This window comes from Providencia sp. PROV197 (assembly GCF_028479625.1).
GTDB classification, from domain to species: domain Bacteria; phylum Pseudomonadota; class Gammaproteobacteria; order Enterobacterales; family Enterobacteriaceae; genus Providencia; species Providencia vermicola.
Window position 1 is genome coordinate 51,498 of record NZ_JAMPNZ010000036.1, and the last position, 17,367, is coordinate 68,864.

Below are 17,367 nucleotides of genomic sequence, written 5' to 3' on the forward strand. Positions count from 1 at the left end.
ATTCATTTTTTGGTGTAATGAATTCACGGATTTTATCGTTGGCTTTTAAACTAGCAATCTCCTTATTAGTTGCTTCTTCTTTAGCTAATTTAATTGGTTTGGGGTTGGTGGAATATACTGGGCCGCATTTAAATAGGAAGCCCTAATATCGCCATCAAGTGTGTAACCACTGATTTTAGACGTCATGGCATCTTCAGTACCGTATTTTTTTGCGTGCTTGATTAAGCCTTCAGCAACGCCCTCTTTCCAAGGTGGCATATCGTAGTAAGGTACGGTACTTTTTAAGGATAAATACTCGCTGAGTGATTGAGCTTCGCTCATCATGTTCAATGAGTATAACTAAGTGGAATTAGAACGCTTTCATAAAGCAAGCAATGCCGTGATGTATTATCAAAAACGCATCACGACAATGAGGGATTAAGGCCTAACCCCTAAAGTATGGCAGATGGCATAGGTGAGCTCAGAACGGTTCAGTGTGTAAAAATGAAAATCTTTCACGCCTTCGCGGCTGAGGATCTTCACCATGTCCATCGCGATGGATGCCCCAACAAGGTTGCGGCTTTCTGGGTCATCATCTAACCCTTCATACATTCTGCTCATCCACGCAGGGATGCGCACGTTGGTCAGTTTGGCAAAACGCTCTAATTGGCGGAAATTGGACACAGGCAAAATTCCTGGCACTATTTCCACATCAATACCCGTTGCTACGCAGCGGTCACGAAAACGTAAATAGCTTTCGACATCAAAGAAAAACTGGGTGATAGCGCGATTAGCCCCTGCATCAATTTTCTTTTTCAGGTTAATTAAGTCAGCTTGTGCGCTTTTGGCTTCAGGGTGAACTTCAGGGTAAGCCGCGACTGAAATATCAAAATCGGCCTCGCCTTTTAATAACTCAACCAAATCTGTCGCATACATATCAGGTTTATGGCTGCTATCGGGAAAATCACCTCGTAAGGCAACAATATGGCGAATACCATTATTCCAATAGTCACGAGCAATAGATTTTAATTCATCTTTACTTGCGTCAATACAGGTTAAGTGTGGTGCAGCTACTAAGCCAGTTTTGTCTTTGATATCTTTAATGATGCTATGGGTTCTGTCCCGTTCGCCTGAGTTAGCGCCATAGGTAACAGAGACAAATTTAGGTTTCAGGTTTTTGAGCCGATCGATGGATTTCCAAAGCGTCTGCTCCATCTCTTCACTGCGAGGTGGGAAAAATTCGAATGAAACATTAATTTGGCCATCTAATTCAGCTAAATTTTGATTTAGCGCCTCGCGCTGATTCGCGTGAAAAAAACTCATACCCTGTAACCTCGCAATTAGCAGACTAACTATTATCTTTGTAAATTATTATATCCATGTATGCATCTATACGTTTAGACGTCTAAATAGAAATTACCAGATCGGTATCAATAGTCAATACTTAAATTAAATTATGTCGCTGATGTTTTTTCAGTCAGAACAGGAAAAAAATTCATGATAAAAAAACGCGACTCTTTTCAGCGTCGCGTTTATATGAGTGGCTAGTTAGATTTATTCGGTGAAACAGAAATGCTCAATCATTTGGCTAATTAATTGGCGTGTAGGTTCGATAAAGCGCATATCGATAAATTCATCGGGTTGATGAGCTTGTTCAATAGAACCTGGGCCGAGGACTAAAGTAGGGCAAAGTTCTTGAATAAATGGCGCTTCGGTACAGTAGTTCACGGTATCCGCTTTTTGACCCAGTAACTGCTCAATCACGGCGACCATTTTGTGGTCTGTCGGGCATTCATAACCTGGGATCGGTGGGTGCATTGACTCAATCGCCAAACGACCTGGCCATCTTGCCCGCACAGGTTCGAGTGCATCATTCAATAGCTCATCCAAATCTTGCAATGTCAGCCCTGGTAATGGGCGAATATCCATATGTAATTCACAGCAACCACAAATACGGTTCGCCGCATCACCGCCATGAATATGACCAAAGTTCATGGTGGGATAAGGGATCACGAAAGCTGGGTTATTAAAACGCTCTTTCAATGTGTTACGCAGCGTCATTAAATGAGAAATCGACTCATGCATCAGCTCAATGGCATTTACACCACGCTCAGGGTCACTTGAATGTCCCGATTGCCCCGTAATGCGGATAGCGTTAGATAAATGGCCTTTATGTGCACGTATCGGTTGTAATGAGGTTGGCTCGCCGATAATGGCAAAATCAGGGCGCAGTGCTGTATTCGCTGCAAAGTAACGGGCTCCTGCCATCGAGGTTTCTTCATCGGCAGTCGCAAGGATATGCAGAGGGCGCTTGAGTTTGGCAAGATCCATATCGCGCAATGCATCGACAATAAAAGCAAAAAAGCCTTTCATGTCAGCAGTACCAAGACCGTAAAGCTTACCATCATGTTCAGTAAGCTCGAAAGGGTTTTTACTCCAACGTCCATCATCAAAAGGCACAGTATCGGTATGCCCACATAGCATCAGGCCGCCATTACCCTCTCCAATGGAAGCCAGCAGGTTATATTTATCACGTGTTTCCGGTACGGGCTGAATATTGACCGAAAACCCCAGAGTCTCTAACCATCCACCAAGGAGTTCCACAAGGGCTTTATTGCTTTGATCCAAATGAGAATCAGTTGCACTAATCGATGGAGTGGCAATTAATTGACGATAAATCTCAATAAATGCAGGTAATTTAATATTCACTGTTGACAGCCTTAATCCATAATAGTATCAATATTCATGCACTTTATTTGAATAAAAATACACATTAAACTGTTTGAGTCACGAGTACAAGGTAGAAAGCACATGTTGAACACACTCATTATCGGGGCTAGTGGCTATACTGGAGCAGAATTAGCCGCTTATTTGCAACGTCATCCTGAAATTAACCTTCAAGGGTTGATGGTATCGAAGCAAAGTGCCGATGCAAATAAATGTTTTTCTGATTTATATCCTCAGTATAAAGGCATTATTGACCTTCCTGTACAGCCATTAACTGATGTGGCTGAGGCGGCAAAAGGTATTGATGTTGTTTTCCTCGCCACGGCGCACGAAGTAAGCCACGATATCGCTCCGCAATTCCTTGAGGCAGGCTGTGTGGTATTCGATTTGTCGGGTGCTTACCGCGTTCAAGATCCTGCGTTCTACACGCAATACTATGGCTTTGAACATACAAATACCGAATGGTTAATGCAAGCAGTTTACGGTTTGGCTGAATGGCAAGCCGATAAAATTCGTCAAGCTCAATTAGTTGCAGTGCCGGGCTGTTACCCAACCGTTTCACAGCTCGCGTTAAAGCCGTTAATTGACGCAAAATTATTAGACAACAACATGTGGCCTGTTATCAATGCAACCAGTGGTGTGTCAGGGGCAGGGCGTAAGGCCTCAATGACAAATAGCTTCTGTGAAGTGAGCTTGCAGCCATACGGTATTTTCACTCATCGCCATCAACCTGAAATCTCCACACATTTAGGGCAAGAAGTGATTTTCACGCCGCATCTGGGCAACTTCTCAAGGGGGATCCTTGCCACTATTACATGCAAGGTGAAAGCAGGTGTTACGGCAGAGAAAATTGGCGAAACGTTTAAAGAAGCATATCAAAACAAACCATTGGTGCGTTTATATGATAAAGGCGTTCCTGCATTGAAATCGGTGGTCGGCACACCGTTTTGTGATATCGGTTATGTATTGAAAGGGGAACACCTGATTTTAGTCGGTACAGAAGATAACCTACTAAAAGGTGCCGCTGCACAGGCTGTACAGTGCATGAATATTCGTTTTGGTTTCAATGAAACTCAGTCATTACTTTAATAAGGACAACCCATGCAACCCTTAGTGATTAAATTGGGCGGTGTGTTACTCGATAGTACCGAAGCGTTAGAAAAACTTTTTACTGCCATTCAAACTTACCGCCAAACGCATAAGCGTGAGCTGGTAATTGTCCATGGTGGAGGCTGTCTAGTTGATGAATTAATGCAGAAACTGCAACTTCCTGTGGTGAAAAAGCAAGGACTGCGTGTCACACCCGCGGATCAAATTGACATTATTACGGGGGCTTTAGCGGGTACGGCAAATAAAACCTTACTGGCATGGAGCATCAAACACCAGTTGCCCGCGGTGGGGTTATCACTCGGTGACGGACAAAGTGCGGTTGTCACACAGTTAAATGACGAACTGGGTCATGTTGGGAATGCAAAACCAGGTGACGCCAAACTATTAAAATTGCTGCTTAGTGCGGGTTATTTGCCAATCATCAGTTCTATTGGGATCACTGCACAAGGTGAGCTGATGAATGTGAATGCAGACCAAGCCGCAACCGCTGTAGCCCAAGCACTCAATGCCGATCTGGTTTTATTGTCGGATGTCAGTGGCATTTTAGATGGTAAAGGCCAAAAAATTGATGAGATGACCACGCAAAAAGCGCAGAAACTCATCGACCAAGGAATTATTACAGATGGAATGATTGTTAAGGTGAATGCTGCATTAGACGCAGCTAACGCACTACAACGCTCCGTCGATATTGCAAGTTGGCGTCACGCAGAACAACTTCCTGAGCTGTTTAATGGTACAGCAATCGGAACTCGGATCTTGGCATCGTAATCGAGCCATACACATAAAAAATTAATTGAGCGGATAGGTACGTTATGAAAAAGGGCATTAAAAAGATTGTATTAGCATACTCTGGTGGTTTAGATACCTCGGCAATTATTCCATGGTTGAAAGAAAACTATGACGGTTGTGAAGTGGTTGCATTCGTTGCCGATGTGGGACAAGACAGGGAAGATCTCGTTGGTGTTGAGAAAAAAGCACTGCAATCAGGCGCATCAGAATGCTATGTCGTTGATTTACGTGAAGAGTTCATCAAAGAATATATCTATCCAGTATTAAAAACGGGTGCGTTATATGAAGGTAGCTATTTATTAGGCACATCAATGGCTCGCCCAATTATTGCGAAAGCACAAGTTGAAATCGCATTAAAAGTGGGTGCGGATGCCGTTGCTCATGGTGCAACGGGTAAAGGAAACGACCAAGTGCGTTTCGAAAGCACCTATACGGCGTTAGCGCCGCAACTGCAAGTGGTTGCACCATGGCGTGAGTGGGATTTGCGTTCTCGTGAAGCGCTGCTCGATTACCTGAAAGAGCGTAATATCCCGACAACAGCGAGTCTTGAAAAAATCTATAGCCGTGATGAAAACGCATGGCATATTTCCACTGAAGGTGGCGTATTAGAAAGCACATGGAATGCAGCCAACCAAGATTGCTGGGTATGGACTGTTGATCCGCAAGATGCGCCAGATGAAGCGGAACTGGTGACTGTTGGTGTGAAACAAGGCGAAGTGGTTTCTGTTAACGGTAAGGCATTGTCTCCTCTAGGGTGTTTAGAAGCACTGAACACGCTGGGTGCGAAACACGGTGTTGGCCGTATCGACATCGTTGAAAACCGTTTAGTCGGTATGAAATCTCGTGGTTGCTATGAAACCCCAGGAGGCACCATTATGATGGCTGCGCTGCGTGGGATTGAGCAATTAGTATTAGACCGTGACAGCTACAAATGGCGTGAGCAGCTAGGTTTAGAAATGTCGTATGTGGTCTATGATGGCCGTTGGTTCGCGCCATTACGTCATTCATTACAAGCAGCGGCAGAGTCCTTAGCACAAGACGTCACGGGTGAAGTGGTACTGAAACTGTATAAAGGCCAAGTAACAGCGATTCAGAAAAAAGCGGATAAGAGTTTGTACTCTGAAGAATTTGCGACATTTGGTGAAGATGAAGTTTACGACCACAGCCACGCTGGTGGGTTTATCCGTCTTTATTCCCTGTCCTCACGTATTCGTGCGCTGAAAGAACAAAACAAAGCAAAATAAAGCTAATCGCAGTAACCCGGCAGTTACACAGCTGTCGGGTGTTAAAAACTTATTTTATCAATCAGGTAGGGATCCGTTATGGCACTTTGGGGTGGACGTTTTAGTCAGCAGGCAGATCAGCGGTTTAAACAATTTAATGATTCATTGCGTTTCGATTATCGCTTGGCGCAACAAGATATTATCGGTTCAGTCGCATGGTCAAAATCATTGGTCACCGTCGGGGTGTTGACAGAGAGCGAACAGCAATCTTTAGAACAAGCGTTAAATACATTATTAAAAGAAGTTCAAGATAACCCTGACATTATTTTGCAAAGCGATGCGGAAGATATTCACAGTTGGGTTGAAGGTAAGCTGATTGATAAAGTTGGTGATTTGGGTAAAAAGCTGCATACAGGACGTAGCCGTAATGACCAAGTGGCGACAGATTTAAAACTGTGGTGTAAAGACCAAGTCGCATTATTACTTGAAGCAGTCACTGAGCTACAGAAAGCGTTAGTGATCACTGCAGAAAATAATCAAGATGCTGTGATGCCAGGCTATACCCATTTACAACGAGCGCAACCAGTGACATTTGCTCATTGGTGTTTAGCCTATGGTGAAATGTTAGCGCGTGATGAAAGCCGCTTAAAAGATACCTTAAAACGTTTGGATGTTAGTCCATTAGGTTGCGGGGCATTAGCGGGCACAGCGTACGATATTGACCGTGAGCAGTTGGCTTCTTGGTTAGGTTTTTCATCGGCAACGCGTAACAGCCTTGATACCGTTTCTGATAGAGACCACGTTCTCGAACTGCTATCTGATGCCAGCATTGGTATGGTGCATTTATCTCGTTTCGCTGAGGATTTAATTTTCTTTAATAGTGGGGAGGCGGGTTTTGTTGAGTTATCTGACAAAGTAACGTCAGGTTCTTCATTAATGCCACAAAAGAAAAACCCTGATGCACTGGAATTGATCCGTGGAAAATGTGGTCGTGTCCAAGGCGCTCTTACTGGCATGATGATGACACTCAAAGGATTGCCCCTTGCATATAACAAAGATATGCAAGAAGACAAAGAAGGCCTGTTTGATGCATTAGATACTTGGTTAGATTGCATACACATGGCTGCGCTGGTTCTTGATGGTATTCAAATTCGTCGTCCGCGTTGTGAAGAGGCCGCAAAACAAGGTTATGCAAATGCAACTGAGCTGGCGGATTATCTAGTGGCGAAAGGTGTTCCATTCCGTGAAGCACACCATATTGTGGGTGAAGCGGTGGTGACTGCAATAGCACAAGGTAAAGCGTTAGAGGAAATGGCGTTAAGCGATCTGCAGAAATTCAGTGAAACAATTCAATTAGATGTATATGAGGTTCTCTCGCTGCAATCATGTTTAGATAAACGGCTTGCAAAAGGTGGGGTATCTCAGAAACAAGTGGCGAAAGCGATAGTGGAAGCGAAGAGTCGATTGGGGCTGTGATAGCGAGTTGAATATTAAAATGGGGGGTAGTATGACTACCCCTATTCCCATAACGTGTTTCTGATTAAATATATTTAATCGTCAGCATTCCCATCTGTTTATCCTCATTTACCCAATTATATGAATACTCACCCCTACCATCATTGATGACTTTCCACCCTTGGATATTTGTCACATCATTTAAGTCTATTTTATTAGTAACCATATCCGATTGGCTATTCAAACATTTCATTTTGATATTTTTTTCATTGATTTCATTGAAGCATGATGGAAATACAATGGCACCCGAAAATTGAATAATACCGGTGTGTTCATCATTGCTGGCATTCACATTCATTGATGTAAAAGCGGCTACAAGAAATAAGCTGGTTAATGAGCAAATACATGATTTTTTTAACATTAATAGTGAATTTTTCATAATAGTATTCCGTCATTGATTTTTAGTGAATCAACTTGCTGTATGTTTAAATTGAAGATGTCTTATATAGATTAAAAATAATAATTCGTGATTAATATTCCCTGATGTTTTGAGGGAAGGAATTATAATTAAAAAAATGCCAGAAATGTGTAAATCAAAAAAATGAAATGTTTAAAAATATAAAGATAACTAACGTGATTACATTAGTTTATTAAATTGTTCTTTGGATTTTAAGTGGTGTAAAATTCTAATTAATTGCTATTTTTGCATAATTTTATGGTTTTATGCTTTCTTGGTGTGCTTTTGGTTGGTTTGATCTTCTAGCGAACGGAGTAGGGTTATAAGCGTGTAATAACTTTTTGTGGGGATTTAACAGAAAGGAATCGTGATTTTACATTTATTTTTATATAAAATCTTACAAAGTTTAACGGTGAGTGAAAGAAAATATAACAAAATATTTCAACCATGAAAATAAATATAACTTTATCTAGGTAATTTATTAACGTTTAGAGGGATACTAAATAAAACAATAAGGTTTATGGTGACCCTCAATCTGAGAAAGGGCTCTTAATTAGAGCCCTTGAGGTTGTTGACAAAGCAGGATAAAAACGTGGTTTTTCCTGCTTTGTGTTATCAGCCGAAAATCAATAAATTGATTTTCCTAATTTATTTTCAAAACCTATTCAACCTGCAGTCAAACCTAATCGGTTTGTCAGCAGTCTGAAGGGCTCTTTATTAGAGCCCTTTCGAAACACTCTTTTTAGTTTATTGATATCTAATTTTAACGAGCCCTTCTTTATGATCACTTCGCAGCCATTCGAATTCATAACTTCCAAGGTGATTTGAAAGTATTGAGGCTTTAGTTGTATATGCCAGTTTATTAATATCGATATACTCAGTCTTCATATTAGCGAGTCCATCTAATAAATACTTCTAGTAAGCCAATGGTTGCTTTTTTTCGACAAAAATAATTTAATTGTTTTGTACGCTTTAAGAATAAAAGATACGAGTTACATATTATAAAAACACGAATATTACATCTATTTGGGTCTTTATCTCGAAAACTGTATGGTTAATAAATTTAATTATTTTTGAGTTGTCATCAATATCACCAATCAAAAACATGGGATACAATTTTATTTCTAAATATTGCAAGTTATTTCATTTTATTGCATGAAATTGTATGAAAAGTGAAGTATGGCGATATTTATTAATTTATTAATAGATAAAACAGAACAATATCGATATAGTGATTGGTATTATCTATCTTTGGTTTGACAAAGAATTCACGAAAGGAAAAGAAATATGAATATTCGAGATTTAGAGTACCTCGTTGCACTCGCCGAACATAAACACTTTAGACGCGCCGCGGATTCTTGTCATGTCAGCCAACCAACATTAAGCGGTCAAATTCGTAAATTAGAAGAAGAGCTCGGCGTCATGTTATTAGAAAGAACGAGCCGTAAAGTTCTTTTTACCCAGCAAGGTTTATTACTTGTTGAACAGGCTCGAACTATTTTGCGAGAAATAAAAGTGTTGCAAGAAATGGCTGCTCTGCAAGGGGAAAGCATGTCTGGCCCACTGCATATAGGCTTAATACCAACGGTCGCACCTTACTTATTACCTCATATCATCCCACAATTACACCAAGCTCATCCTAAGTTAGAAATTTACTTACATGAAGCTCAAACTCAGCAACTATTAGCTCAATTAGATAGCGGCAAATTAGATTGTGCAATTTTGGCTGATGTGAAAGAAACAGCGCCATTTATTGTTGTGCCTTTATTTGAAGAACCAATGAAACTGGCTATTTATGAAAGCCATCCATGGCATGACCGTGACACCATTGAAATGGGGGAGCTGTCAGGTGAAAAATTATTAATGTTAGAAGATGGGCATTGCTTACGTGACCAAGCAATGGGTTTTTGTTTTCAAGCAGGTGCAAAAGAAGATACGCATTTTAGGGCAACCAGTTTAGAGACATTAAGAAATATGGTTGCAGCGGGAAGTGGCATTACACTTTTACCTGACTTGGCGGTGCCAAATGAAGCGTGTCGTGATGGCGTGTGTTACTTAAATTGTATTGAGCCTGAACCTAAGCGGACAATTGTTCTGGTATATCGCCCAGGTTCACCTTTACGTGGTCGCTATGAACAATTAGCTGAAACTATTTATAACTCAATGGATAATTATTATAAAAACAGAGTTTAGGAATAAAGCGCTAAAATAAACGTTTAGTAGATTGATATGATGGTTGCCAAAAAGAGGCAACCATCAAGACAGGCAATTAAAATAGTCGATTTAAACCATTTAATGCCGCAACGCGAAAAGCCTCTGCCATCGTTGGGTAATTGAACGTCGTGTTCACAAAATATTCGATAGTATTGCCTTCACCTTTTTGTTCCATAATCGCTTGGCCGATATGTATAATTTCAGCCGCTCTTTCGCCGAAACAGTGAATACCTAATATTTGCAATGTTTCACGATGAAATAAGATTTTCAAACTACCTACATTCATTCCCGCAATTTGCGCACGTGCTAAATGTTTGAATTGTGCACGGCCGACTTCATAAGGCACTTTCATTGCAGTAAGTTCTTGTTCGGTTTTACCCACAGAGCTTATTTCAGGAATGGTATAAATGCCCGTTGGAATATCTTCCACTAAATGCGCATCACCAAGACTACCACCGATTGCACGTGCTGCAATTCGGCCTTGGTCATAAGCCGCAGAAGCGAGACTTGGGTAACCAATCACATCACCGACAGCATAGATATGTTCATTCGTTGTGCGATAAGCTTTATTCACCTTAACAAGGCCACGGCCATCCGCGTCAATGCCAACATTTGCAAGGCCTAAGCCATCTGTATTACCCGTTCTTCCGTTGGCATATAATAGGCAGTCAGCTTTCACTTTCTTGCCAGATTTCAAGTGAACAATAACACCATCATCGACACCTTCGATTTTTTCATATTCTTCATTATGGCGAATGACAACGCCACTATTCCAAAAATGGTAAGACAATGCATCAGACATTTCTTGGTCGAGGAAGGCTAATAAATGATCTCGCGTATTGATTAAGTCTACTTTCACACCTAATCCGCGAAAGATTGAGGCGTATTCACAACCAATAACACCTGCACCATAAATAATAACATGGCGAGGTTCATGGGTAAGGTTGAGGATTGTATCGCTGTTATAAATTCGCGAATGGTTGAAATCGACATCCGAAGGGCAATAAGGGCGTGAACCCGTTGCTATTACTATCTTATCGGCACTTAAAACATCACAGCTTCCATCGGCGTAACGTACACTAACATGTTGATCATCAATAAACGTGGCTTCACCCGAAAACATCTGGCAACCGTTTCGCTCATAAAACCCTTGGCGCATGCGAGTTTGTTGGCTAATGACCGTTTCCGCATGTTGCAGAATTTCAGAGAAAGAGGAGCTTAAGCTACGGGAGTTATCGCTATAAAGGGGGTTTTGATTGAATTCGATAATACGACTAACAGCATGACGGAGGGCTTTAGAGGGAATTGTTCCCCAGTGGGTACAGCCTCCGCCGACATTATTATAACGTTCTATAACAGCAACGTTTTTTCCTTGTTTTACCAGCCCCATCGCGGCGCCTTCGCCACCAGGACCAGAACCAATAACTATTGCATCAAAATGGGTAAGTTGCATGAGGTAAGACCTGCTCTAAAACAAAATGACAACAAGATGTTATCATTAGTTGGTTATTTCGCCTAATTTCCCGTTCCCTTTGTCTTTCTAATTAAAACGTCGTGAATCTCTTTCACTGATTTACTTCAATCTGAAATTCGAGAAGAAAGCACATCTGGGAAAAGCAAAAAATAAAGTGCATTTTTGGTGAATCTATTTTTTAGGGTTCAGGTAGGGTAGAAGGAAGTGAGAACATTTCTCTATATAAGAAAGCGGTGTCGGTAATATGCGAAATTCTGAAAATTGCTAATTTGCAGTAAGAGTCGATTTTTCTCTAAACCAGATTAAGAAATTTCAGGTATGCTAGAAGGTGAACTCTTGCTTATTATTAACCTTCAATAATGCGTTCATTAATATTTAATGACATAGAAATTAGGATCACCGTGAGTAACACTATTGGCGTTAGAGCAAAACAAAAAGAAAAAACTCGGCGTTCACTCGTCGAAGCCGCATTTAGCCAATTAAGCGCTGAACGGAGTTTTACGAGCTTAAGTTTACGTGAAGTTGCTCGAGAAGCAGGCATTGCACCAACGTCATTTTATCGTCATTTCAAAGACGTTGATGAACTCGGCCTAACAATGGTCGATGAAAGTGGCTTGATGTTACGTCAACTGATGCGACAAGCGAGGCAGCGTATCGCAAAAGGTGGGAGTGTGATCCGCACATCAGTCTCAACTTTTATGGAGTTTATTGGTAATAACCCCAATGCCTTTAGGTTATTATTGCGTGAGCGTTCAGGCACATCAGCTGAGTTTCGTGCTGCCGTTGCAAGGGAAATTCAACATTTTATTGCGGAATTAGCTGATTACCTTGAACTTGAAAGTCGCATGCCTCGCCATTTTACTGAGATGCAGGCTGAAGCGATGGTAACGATAGTCTTTAGTGCAGGCGCAGAAGCGCTTGATATTGACGAAGAAAAACGCAGACATCTTGAAGAACGGCTGGTATTACAGTTAAGAATGATTGCTAAAGGCGCCTACTATTGGTACCGCCGTGAACAGGAAAAACAAAATCAAACTGACCCAGACCTTACTAAATAATAAGGAGAATCAATGACGGATCAAAAAAGTTATGAAAGAAGTACACTATTGCTCGCCTTTGTTATCGGACTTGCAACCCATGGAACCTTTTCAACGTTGTTCAACTCGCTAGTCGACTTTTCATTTTTTCCAATTTTGACCTTAGTATTGGCTGCGTATTGTTTACACCAACGCTACTTACACCAAGCGATGCCAATCGGACTCCCTAAATTTGTTGCAGGCAGCTTTTTCATTGGGATCTTTGGTTATGCCGCGATTTTACGCGTTCAGAACCCTGAAATTGGTTCTAACTTTATTCCAGCGACGTTTATCGTGATTCTAGCGTTATGGATGTATGCAAGCTGGAAAGCGCGTAAGAAAGAAAAAGCTGAGCTAGCACTTGAACAAGAAACTGAAAACGAAGTTTAAAAAACGTATTTAGACTAAAACGCCGCAGGATATTGCGGCGTTCTTATATGGATTATGAATATATTTAAAAATTAGCGACGCGTTAATAAAACACCACTTTCCATATGATGGGTATAAGGGAATTGGTCGAACAAGGCTAGCTTCTCAATTTTATGCGTTTTTGTCAGCTCAACTAAATTATCGCAAAGGGTTTCTGGGTTACAGGAAATATACAAAATATGGTCGTATCCCTGGACAAGTTCTACGGTTTTATCATCTAAACCACTACGTGGTGGGTCAACAAAAATCGTATTACATTGGTAATCCGTTAGTGTAATACCTTCCAAACGTCTAAATTCACGTGCCCCTTGCATTGCTTGGGTAAAATCTTCAGCAGACATTCGGATAATTTGCACATTATTAATGTTGTTTGCTTCTATATTATATTGCGCTGCAGCAACGGAAGGTTTAGCAATTTCAGTGGCTAAAACACGTTCAAAGTTTTGTGCTAATGCCAAGGAAAAGTTTCCATTTCCGCAATACAATTCTAATAAGTCACCCGTTGAATTTTGCGTCGCGGCAATTGCCCATTCCAGCATTTTAATATTGACCTGTGCATTCGGCTGCGTGAAGCTATTTTCAACTTGGCGATAAACCATATCCTTACCATTTACAGGTAGCACTTCATCTACATAATCATTATCAAGCATGATTTTAGTTTTTGAGGCGCGGCCGATTAACTGCAGGTCAAAGCCTTTTTCCACCAATGTGGCTTTTAAACTTTTCGCTTCAGCGGTCCATTCATCACCTAATTTTTTATGGTAAAGCAGTGAAACGATCAGTTTGTTGCTCAGTGTCGACAAATAGTCGATTTGGAATAACTTATGGCGTAGTAATTCATTCTGTTTAATTAATGGTAGCAATACAGCCATCATGTCATTAATTAATTGACTCGCCACTGGGAATTGGTCAACACGGATACGTTCTTTGGTCTCTTTATCAAACATGATATGAAACAAATCATCATTATCATGCCAAACTCTGAACTCTGCCCGCATCCGGTAATGCGAGGTTGGAGATGAAAAAATTTCAGGTTCAGGTGCGTTAAACGGGGCCATCATAGCCTTTAAACGGTCAGTTTTCTCTGCGAGTTGCAGTTCGTAGTCTTTGGTGTGCAACGTGTTTGGCATACTTGGCCCCATAAAACAGTAAAAAATTCATATCAGGGGCGAAATTGTAGGGAATGCGGCGAAGATGTCCAGTTTTCATTATCGATCCGTAGACACTCATAACTATTCAACTTACGATAACAGTGTGTGGTTGAGGGAATTTGGTTGAAATCCAAGACTGACGCGCAACGGTAATTAAGGTATCCCCGTTATTCTTCAAGCTACATGGGTGTTAGCATCGCTCAGCTACCCTAGTCACATACTTCAGTATGCTCCTAGGGATATCTTCGCTTGCCGCCTACATGTAACTTGAATTATTTAGGATATATACAAGCATTTTTCTGTTTCTTTTATTATAGAAATAACGCTTTGGAACTTATGAGTCCGATACCTGCCACACGTCTTATCGCTTTGTTGAATATCAGCGCGAACCTTTTATTCAACTTCGCGGAATTTTAATTTAATTGATTTTCCGAGTGTAATCATAATGAATAATAACAAGTTGCTGCCGTTATCGGCCGCTGCTGTGGCAGTGTTATGCGGTGTTTCTTCTCTGGCAAGTGCAAATAATAAAGCTGACGAAGTTGTCGTATCAGCCAATCGTTTCGAACAACCAATTTCTTCTATATTAGCGCCCGTGACAGTGGTCACTCGTGAAGATATTGATCATTGGCAGTCAAATACCGTGATTGATGTGTTAAGGCGTTTACCAGGAGTGGATATTGCGCAAAATGGGGGAATGGGGCAGCAAAGTTCCCTTTTTATTAGGGGAACAGAGTCTCGCCATGTTCTAGTGCTAATTGATGGTGTCCGTTTAAATCAAGCAGGTATTTCGGGTTCATCAGATATGAGCCAAATTCCAATCTCATTAGTTCAACGTATCGAATATATCCGTGGTGCGCGTTCCGCTGTTTATGGTTCTGATGCTATTGGTGGCGTAGTGAATATTATTACTCGCAGTGATAACGATGGAACAACATTAAATGCGGGTATTGGTTCGCATGGCTATCAAAACTATAACGGCTCGACCCAGCAAAAAATTGGTGAAAATACCACAGTAACCGCGGCGGGCGCTTATACGTATACAAAGGGGTTTGATATAGAGGCGAAAGGGTTTAGTGGTGATAGGAAGCAGCCAGACAAAGATGGTTTTTTGAGTAAGGCATTATGGTTAGGTGTTGAACATCAGTTTTCATCAGATATCACCGCTTATGCGAGAGCATATGGGTATGACAATAGAACTGATTATGAAGCTTATTATGATAAACATACAAACTCTCAAGTTGATACTCGAAAATTATATAGCCGCACCTATGAAACAGGCTTGAAATATCATAATGATAAATATTCAACCATACTGATGGGCAGCTACGGTACAACAAAAGATTATAACTATGATCCAAAATATGGGCAGTATGGGAAATTTTCGAATTTAGATGAATCGAAGCAATATAATCTCCAATGGGGCAACAGCTACCATCTAGAGAAAGGTAATATCAGTGCTGGTATTGACTATCAACGTCAGAGTGTTGAACCAAGTAGCTATACAATGATCAGCGAGAAACAAACGTTAAATAACACTGGAGTTTATTTAACGGGTCAATACGCACTAGTCAACTCTGTTGTAGCTGAAGCTGCGGTTCGTTCAGATCACCATTCAGAATTTAATTGGCATACAACTTGGCAATCAGGATTAAGCTGGGAATTCTACGAAGGCTATAAACTGGTTGGTTCATATGCAACAGCCTATAAAGCACCAAATCTGAGCCAATTGTATGCACATGTGGTTTCTCCTAGCTGGTCTACTATTGGTAATCCAAATTTAAAACCAGAAGAGAGCAAGCAATGGGAAATCGGTGTTGAAGGTAAAACTGGCCCATTATTTTGGCAGTTAAACACATATCATAATGATATTAATAACTTGATTTCATATGACAATGGTTATCCAATCGCTAGTTATGAAAATATTGGAAAGGCTGAAATTAAAGGACTTGAATGGGTTGGTGAACTAGATACGGGAATTTTCCATCATCAAGTTACTTATCAATATATCGATCCTAGAGATAAAGAAACAAATGAGGTTTTACTGAGAAGGGCTAAGCAACAAGTCAAATATCAACTTGATTGGGATATTTATGACGTTGATATGGGGGTCACTTACCAGTATATAGGCTCTCGGTATGACAAAATGGGGAATGGGCAACGCACAAAAGTAGGCGGCGTTAGCCTTTGGGATCTCACAGCTGCATATCCAATCACTTCACATCTCACAATTCGTGGTAAAATAGCTAATATGTTCGATAAAGACTATGAGACCGCGTATGGTTATCGCACCGCTGGAAGAGAATATTTCCTTACCGGAAGCTACAACTTCTGATAACACCTTATCTGTTCGCCCGACCATTCTTGTGTTTGACTCAGGAGTGGGCGGGTTATCTGTCTATCGCGAAGTTAAAAAACTGATCCCGAATGCGCACTATATATATGCATTCGATAACGAAGCTTTTCCGTATGGTGAAAAAAGTGAAGAGTTTATTATTGATAGGGTCTATCAAATTGTTAATGCAATAGCAGCAAAGCATCCTTTAACAATTGCGATCATTGCATGTAATACTGCAAGTACCGTCAGTTTGCCTAATCTAAGAGCGCACTTTACTTTCCCTGTAGTCGGTGTGGTTCCTGCAATCAAGCCTGCTACTAAACTCACGCGTAATGGCGTGGTCGGTTTATTAGCCACGAAAGGCACTGTGAATCGCGAGTACACGAAAGAATTAATTGACCGTTTCGCTACGGACTGCAAAGTGGTTTCGCTGGGCTCTGCTGAATTAGTCCAATTGGCAGAAAGAAAGTTACATGGGGAAACTTTACCGTTAGATGAAGTGGCTCAAACGGTAAGGTTGTGGATCAGAATGCCTGAACCGCCAGACACGGTTATTTTAGGCTGTACCCATTTCCCTCTATTAATAGAAGAACTCGAAAAAGTCTTACCAGATGGAACAAGGTTTATAGATTCAGGTTCTGCTATCGCTAGAAGAGCCGTTTGGCTGATAAACAATCAGGCAGAAATTCATGATTCTAACGAAGAAGACTTCGCTTATTGCCTCTTAATGAATGATGCTGTGCAAGATTTAAGGCCTGTACTTGAAACTGAAGGGTTTATTTCGCTGGAAAAACTAGCGCTTTAACTTAAATTTGCTGAAAAGCTGAGCGAACGAAAAAAAAATGCAAAAAAGGGGTTGCCAGATTTTTCTGACTCCCTATAATGCGCATCCGTTGTCACGACAAACCGATTCGGCGAAAAGGGGAAACCCAGTGATAACAGAGG

Annotated in this window: 15 protein-coding genes and 1 riboswitch; of the genes, 9 read left to right on the forward strand and 6 right to left on the reverse strand. The window is 41.0% G+C overall.

The genetic code is table 11. From position 1 onward, the window contains the following. Positions 1-84 precede the first annotated feature (84 nt). From PR808_RS19005 to argE, 3 genes are all read right to left on the reverse strand, one after another. Positions 85-324 (reverse strand): hypothetical protein, encoded by a 240-nt coding sequence (locus PR808_RS19005; RefSeq protein ID WP_272539886.1) that lies wholly within the window; start codon positions 322-324, stop codon positions 85-87. A 93-nt stretch (positions 325-417) separates the two neighbouring features. Continuing rightward, entirely contained in the window at positions 418-1,302 is an 885-nt protein-coding gene (gene metF, locus PR808_RS19010) for a methylenetetrahydrofolate reductase (RefSeq protein ID WP_206085981.1), read from the reverse strand. 231 nt (positions 1,303-1,533) lie between these two features. Further along, positions 1,534-2,688, reverse strand: a complete 1,155-nt coding sequence (gene argE, locus PR808_RS19015; protein WP_206085982.1) for an acetylornithine deacetylase — start codon at positions 2,686-2,688, stop codon at positions 1,534-1,536. 102 nt (positions 2,689-2,790) lie between these two features. Here argE and argC point away from each other — a divergent pair, with 102 nt between their 5' ends. The 4 genes from argC (at position 2,791) to argH (ending at position 7,304) form a co-directional block, all read left to right on the forward strand. Next, positions 2,791-3,795, forward strand: a complete 1,005-nt coding sequence (gene argC / locus PR808_RS19020; protein ID WP_206085983.1) for an N-acetyl-gamma-glutamyl-phosphate reductase — start codon at positions 2,791-2,793, stop codon at positions 3,793-3,795. Between the two features lie 12 nt (positions 3,796-3,807). Further along, a complete protein-coding gene (argB, locus tag PR808_RS19025) occupies positions 3,808-4,584 on the forward strand; it encodes an acetylglutamate kinase (protein ID WP_206085984.1) in 777 nt (258 codons plus the stop codon). Between the two features lie 44 nt (positions 4,585-4,628). Further along, on the forward strand, positions 4,629-5,849 hold the full coding sequence (locus PR808_RS19030; RefSeq protein WP_206085985.1) for an argininosuccinate synthase: 1,221 nt from the start codon (positions 4,629-4,631) through the stop codon (positions 5,847-5,849). A gap of 78 nt (positions 5,850-5,927) precedes the next feature. Then, positions 5,928-7,304, forward strand: a complete 1,377-nt coding sequence (gene argH, locus PR808_RS19035; RefSeq protein WP_206085986.1) for an argininosuccinate lyase — start codon at positions 5,928-5,930, stop codon at positions 7,302-7,304. Between the two features lie 64 nt (positions 7,305-7,368). Here argH and PR808_RS19040 read toward each other — a convergent pair whose 3' ends face one another. Next, complete coding sequence (locus PR808_RS19040) at positions 7,369-7,722, reverse strand: hypothetical protein (RefSeq protein ID WP_206085987.1); 354 nt, start codon at positions 7,720-7,722, stop codon at positions 7,369-7,371. A 1,305-nt stretch (positions 7,723-9,027) separates the two neighbouring features. On the opposite strand from PR808_RS19040, the gene oxyR reads away from it, so the two are divergent. Further along, positions 9,028-9,933 (forward strand): DNA-binding transcriptional regulator OxyR, encoded by a 906-nt coding sequence (oxyR, locus tag PR808_RS19045; RefSeq protein ID WP_047756880.1) that lies wholly within the window; start codon positions 9,028-9,030, stop codon positions 9,931-9,933. A 76-nt stretch (positions 9,934-10,009) separates the two neighbouring features. Here the strand turns inward: oxyR and sthA are convergent, their stop codons facing one another. Further along, a complete protein-coding gene (sthA, locus tag PR808_RS19050; protein WP_206085988.1) occupies positions 10,010-11,407 on the reverse strand; it encodes a Si-specific NAD(P)(+) transhydrogenase in 1,398 nt (465 codons plus the stop codon). Positions 11,408-11,829: 422 nt separating this feature from the next. On the opposite strand from sthA, the gene fabR reads away from it, so the two are divergent. Both fabR and PR808_RS19060 read left to right on the forward strand, forming a co-directional pair. Continuing rightward, positions 11,830-12,486, forward strand: coding sequence for an HTH-type transcriptional repressor FabR (gene fabR, locus PR808_RS19055; protein WP_206085989.1), 657 nt, complete (start codon positions 11,830-11,832; stop codon positions 12,484-12,486). Between the two features lie 12 nt (positions 12,487-12,498). Beyond that, positions 12,499-12,894, forward strand: a complete 396-nt coding sequence (locus PR808_RS19060; protein ID WP_206085990.1) for a YijD family membrane protein — start codon at positions 12,499-12,501, stop codon at positions 12,892-12,894. A 71-nt stretch (positions 12,895-12,965) separates the two neighbouring features. On the opposite strand, the gene trmA is transcribed toward PR808_RS19060, so the two are convergent. Beyond that, positions 12,966-14,063 (reverse strand): tRNA (uridine(54)-C5)-methyltransferase TrmA, encoded by a 1,098-nt coding sequence (gene trmA, locus PR808_RS19065; RefSeq protein ID WP_272539887.1) that lies wholly within the window; start codon positions 14,061-14,063, stop codon positions 12,966-12,968. A 110-nt stretch (positions 14,064-14,173) separates the two neighbouring features. After that, positions 14,174-14,455: riboswitch (cobalamin riboswitch) on the forward strand. A 74-nt stretch (positions 14,456-14,529) separates the two neighbouring features. On the opposite strand from trmA, the gene btuB reads away from it, so the two are divergent. Both btuB and murI read left to right on the forward strand, forming a co-directional pair. Continuing rightward, positions 14,530-16,419, forward strand: coding sequence for a TonB-dependent vitamin B12 receptor BtuB (gene btuB / locus PR808_RS19070; RefSeq protein ID WP_206085992.1), 1,890 nt, complete (start codon positions 14,530-14,532; stop codon positions 16,417-16,419). Then, positions 16,364-17,227, forward strand: coding sequence for a glutamate racemase (murI, locus tag PR808_RS19075; protein WP_272539888.1), 864 nt, complete (start codon positions 16,364-16,366; stop codon positions 17,225-17,227). The genes btuB and murI overlap by 56 nt, the downstream gene beginning before the upstream one ends. The last annotated feature ends 140 nt before the right edge of the window (positions 17,228-17,367 follow it).

What these genes read in the sequence shown, in the direction of transcription:
- PR808_RS19005 (WP_272539886.1), bottom strand. Translation starts at nt 324, where the DNA reads ATGATGAGCGAAGCTCAATCACTCAGCGAGTATTTATCCTTAAAAAGT.
- metF (WP_206085981.1), bottom strand. Translation starts at nt 1,302, where the DNA reads ATGAGTTTTTTTCACGCGAATCAGCGCGAGGCGCTAAATCAAAATTTA.
- argC (WP_206085983.1), top strand. Translation starts at nt 2,791, where the DNA reads ATGTTGAACACACTCATTATCGGGGCTAGTGGCTATACTGGAGCAGAA.
- argB (WP_206085984.1), top strand. Translation starts at nt 3,808, where the DNA reads ATGCAACCCTTAGTGATTAAATTGGGCGGTGTGTTACTCGATAGTACC.
- PR808_RS19030 (WP_206085985.1), top strand. Translation starts at nt 4,629, where the DNA reads ATGAAAAAGGGCATTAAAAAGATTGTATTAGCATACTCTGGTGGTTTA.
- argH (WP_206085986.1), top strand. Translation starts at nt 5,928, where the DNA reads ATGGCACTTTGGGGTGGACGTTTTAGTCAGCAGGCAGATCAGCGGTTT.
- PR808_RS19040 (WP_206085987.1), bottom strand. Translation starts at nt 7,722, where the DNA reads ATGAAAAATTCACTATTAATGTTAAAAAAATCATGTATTTGCTCATTA.
- oxyR (WP_047756880.1), top strand. Translation starts at nt 9,028, where the DNA reads ATGAATATTCGAGATTTAGAGTACCTCGTTGCACTCGCCGAACATAAA.
- sthA (WP_206085988.1), bottom strand. Translation starts at nt 11,407, where the DNA reads ATGCAACTTACCCATTTTGATGCAATAGTTATTGGTTCTGGTCCTGGT.
- PR808_RS19060 (WP_206085990.1), top strand. Translation starts at nt 12,499, where the DNA reads ATGACGGATCAAAAAAGTTATGAAAGAAGTACACTATTGCTCGCCTTT.
- trmA (WP_272539887.1), bottom strand. Translation starts at nt 14,063, where the DNA reads ATGCCAAACACGTTGCACACCAAAGACTACGAACTGCAACTCGCAGAG.
- btuB (WP_206085992.1), top strand. Translation starts at nt 14,530, where the DNA reads ATGAATAATAACAAGTTGCTGCCGTTATCGGCCGCTGCTGTGGCAGTG.
- murI (WP_272539888.1), top strand. Translation starts at nt 16,364, where the DNA reads ATGGTTATCGCACCGCTGGAAGAGAATATTTCCTTACCGGAAGCTACA.